We start from the raw sequence: 2,580 nt of genomic DNA, 5'->3' as shown, positions 1-2,580 counted from the left end.
GCGCCAGGGCGGGGCGGCGGGGAAGGGCGTGTCGCGGGGTTCGCCGTCGCCGCGGAAGAGGCGCCAGTCGGTGGTCATGAAGCGTTCGTTCCTCTCGCAGGGTCCGCGAGCAGCAGCGATCCGCTCCTCGGGTGACGCTCTTCCGGCTCCCAGACGAGGGCGGGCCGGGCCCGGCGCTCGCCCCAGCGCGCGGCCGTGTCGCTCCTGAACCGGCGTACGCGTTCAGGTAGTTCGTCCAGGTCGCCGGTGGGCGCCAGGTCGCCCAGGCGTACGGCGTCCTCGTGGCCGCTCGCGTCCCGGTCCCACAGGACGACGGGGGCGCCGAGGGCGAGGGCGACGAGGAGCATGGGTCTGCGCTGGTCGGCGGGGCCGTGCAGGACGACCCGGGCGGTGTCGCGGTGATCGGTGCTCAGCAGGTGCTGGAGATGCCTCGTCCCCTCGCACGCCGGATCGACGACGAGGGTCAGCTGTCGCCCGTTGCGCCAGCGGCGCTTCTGGTCCTGCTCGCTGCGTGTCCTGAACTCGGGGCAGCTCAGGGAGACGCGGTAGTCCGCGCCGATCGGGCGGGCTTGAAGAATGTCGTCGACCGCGCCGGGCACCCATTCGTCGACGGCCCGCTGAAGCCCGTCCCGGTCGACCTCGACCGTCACCCACGGCACGGTGTCCCCCTGCCCGGGCTCCTCGCGTACGGCGAACACGGCCTCGCTCAGACAAGTCGCCACTTCCTGCGGGGACTTGGACGCCGCCTCCGTCTCCTTCAGCACCCGGTGCGTGCCGTCGTCCCGGACGAGCAGGATCCGGCACCGGTACCGCTCCTCCCCCGCCTCCTTGTCGCGCTCCAGGTTCAGCACGATCCGCGCTACGGGGGAGGCGGGACGCTCGGCCCAGCGCTCGGCGTCCGCGCGGCGCTCGGCCAGCGCGTCCCGGTGGACGCCGAGGCGGTCGGCGACCGCTTCCGACCAGGTACGGAGTTCCTGGCGCCGCCCGGTGGCCGCGGCCACGTACTCGACGGCCCTCAGCAGCGCGGGAGTGCCTTCGCCGGACAGCTCCTCCAACCCCACGATCACGTCCGCGAGTTGGTCCTCGTCCAGGCGTGGCTGGTTGAGGGCCTCGGGGAGCACGGCGTACGGCAGTGCCTCGCGGGCCGCCCGGGACATCAGGGTCGGGTCGTCGGCGCGGCTGCCGCGCAGGAGGGTGAGCAGGTCGCCGTATTCGTTCAGGGAAAGGAGCGCGCCCCAGCCGAGTTTTCTGGCTCTGTCCAGGAGGGTGGTGAGGGCGGTGCGGTTCGCCGCGTTCTGCGCGAGGGTTTCGGAGAGGGTCGCGAGGGCGCGGGGGTGGGTGAGGGCGAGGGCTGCGAGGTCCGCCGTGTCGGGGGCGTATCCGGTGCTGTCGTAGCCGAGTTGACGGGCCAGTTCCCGGCCGTGCTCCTCGCGGGTCCCGGCGTCCGGGAACAGGGGGCGGAGCAGTTTCTCCATCTCCCGTTCGGTGGGGGTGCGTTCGGCTTCCGCCCTGGGCAAGGGGGCGCCGATCGGGTCCAGTCGAGGGCAGCCGCCGAGGTGTTCCGTGAACGCGCCGTCCGTCGCGAAGGAGGAGACGGGTACGGCGATGAGCCGACGCGCCCCGTACGCCTGGTCCTCCTCGGTGACGACGCACACGAGGTGGCCGCCGCAGAAGATCGCCGCCCCCGAGGCGCCTCCCCAGGCGTTGCCGCCTTCGCGGGGCGCGGGGGCCGGGGTCTGGTCCAGGACGTAGCGGTCCTTGCCGCCGGAGAGGACGGGGAGGAAGCCGCGGAGGTGTTCGGGTTCGCGGAGGTCACCGTTCCTGGACGCCCAGGGGTAGCCGAGGCCCTCGTACGGGAGCGGCGCGCGGCCCTCGGGGCGGCCCCAGCGGACGGGGTCGGGGAGGTCGATCTCCTCGTCCAGCCGCAGGAGGGCGATGTCGAGGCCCGCGGGGTGCACCCAGAGGCGTTCCGCCGAGGTCCCGATCCGCTCGCCGTCGCGTTCGTGGCCGACGTAGACCTTGGTCTTCGGCCAGAACCTGCCGGTCGCCCGGTCGATCAGCGCGTGACGTGCCGTCAACACGAGCCGGGGGGCGACGAGATACCCCGAGCCGACCGTGCGGCGGCTCCCGTCCCCACTGCGGATCAGGGCCAGTCTGCGCGGGTCCATCTCGTTCAGTCCTCGTCCAGCGACCCGGTCTCGTCGTCCCCGACCTCGGGGGTGGTGCCGCCCGCGGCCCTGTCCTTCACGGACAGCTTGAGGGTCAACTTGTGGGTGCGCACAGAGGCTTGCTCCCCGCCGGCGCCGACGGCGACCACACCGAAGCTGAGCTTGCCGTCGCCCTTGGCGGACTTGCGCAGCTCCAACTGGAGCTCCAGTTGGGCTTCTTCGACACCGAACGCGAACTGCTGGTTGGCACCGAGGCGTTGGGCCTCGTACAGCTCCTGACGGAGTTCCTCTATGGCTGCCGCCAGGCCGATCGTCGACATGTGGTGCGCCCCCCGGATCAAAGACAGTGCGTTGTCGGTACGTTACAGCGCTGGCGGGAGGGGGTGGGGAGCGGTCGTGGAAGAATCCGGGC

The 2,580-nt window shown here is 72.3% G+C and carries 2 protein-coding genes; both read right to left on the bottom strand.

Going from position 1 to position 2,580, the window contains the following annotated elements; translation table 11 throughout:
• Positions 1-74 precede the first annotated feature (74 nt).
• Positions 75-2,168, bottom strand: coding sequence for a VMAP-C domain-containing protein (locus AOK24_RS39190; RefSeq protein WP_055724696.1), 2,094 nt, complete (start codon positions 2,166-2,168; stop codon positions 75-77).
• Positions 2,169-2,173: 5 nt separating this feature from the next.
• Positions 2,174-2,488, bottom strand: a complete 315-nt coding sequence (locus AOK24_RS39185; protein ID WP_055724695.1) for a trypco2 family protein — start codon at positions 2,486-2,488, stop codon at positions 2,174-2,176.
• Positions 2,489-2,580 lie beyond the last annotated feature (92 nt).

This window comes from Streptomyces niveiscabiei (assembly GCF_001419795.1).
GTDB classification, from domain to species: domain Bacteria; phylum Actinomycetota; class Actinomycetes; order Streptomycetales; family Streptomycetaceae; genus Streptomyces; species Streptomyces niveiscabiei.
This window is presented reverse-complemented; position numbering and strand designations above follow the sequence as displayed.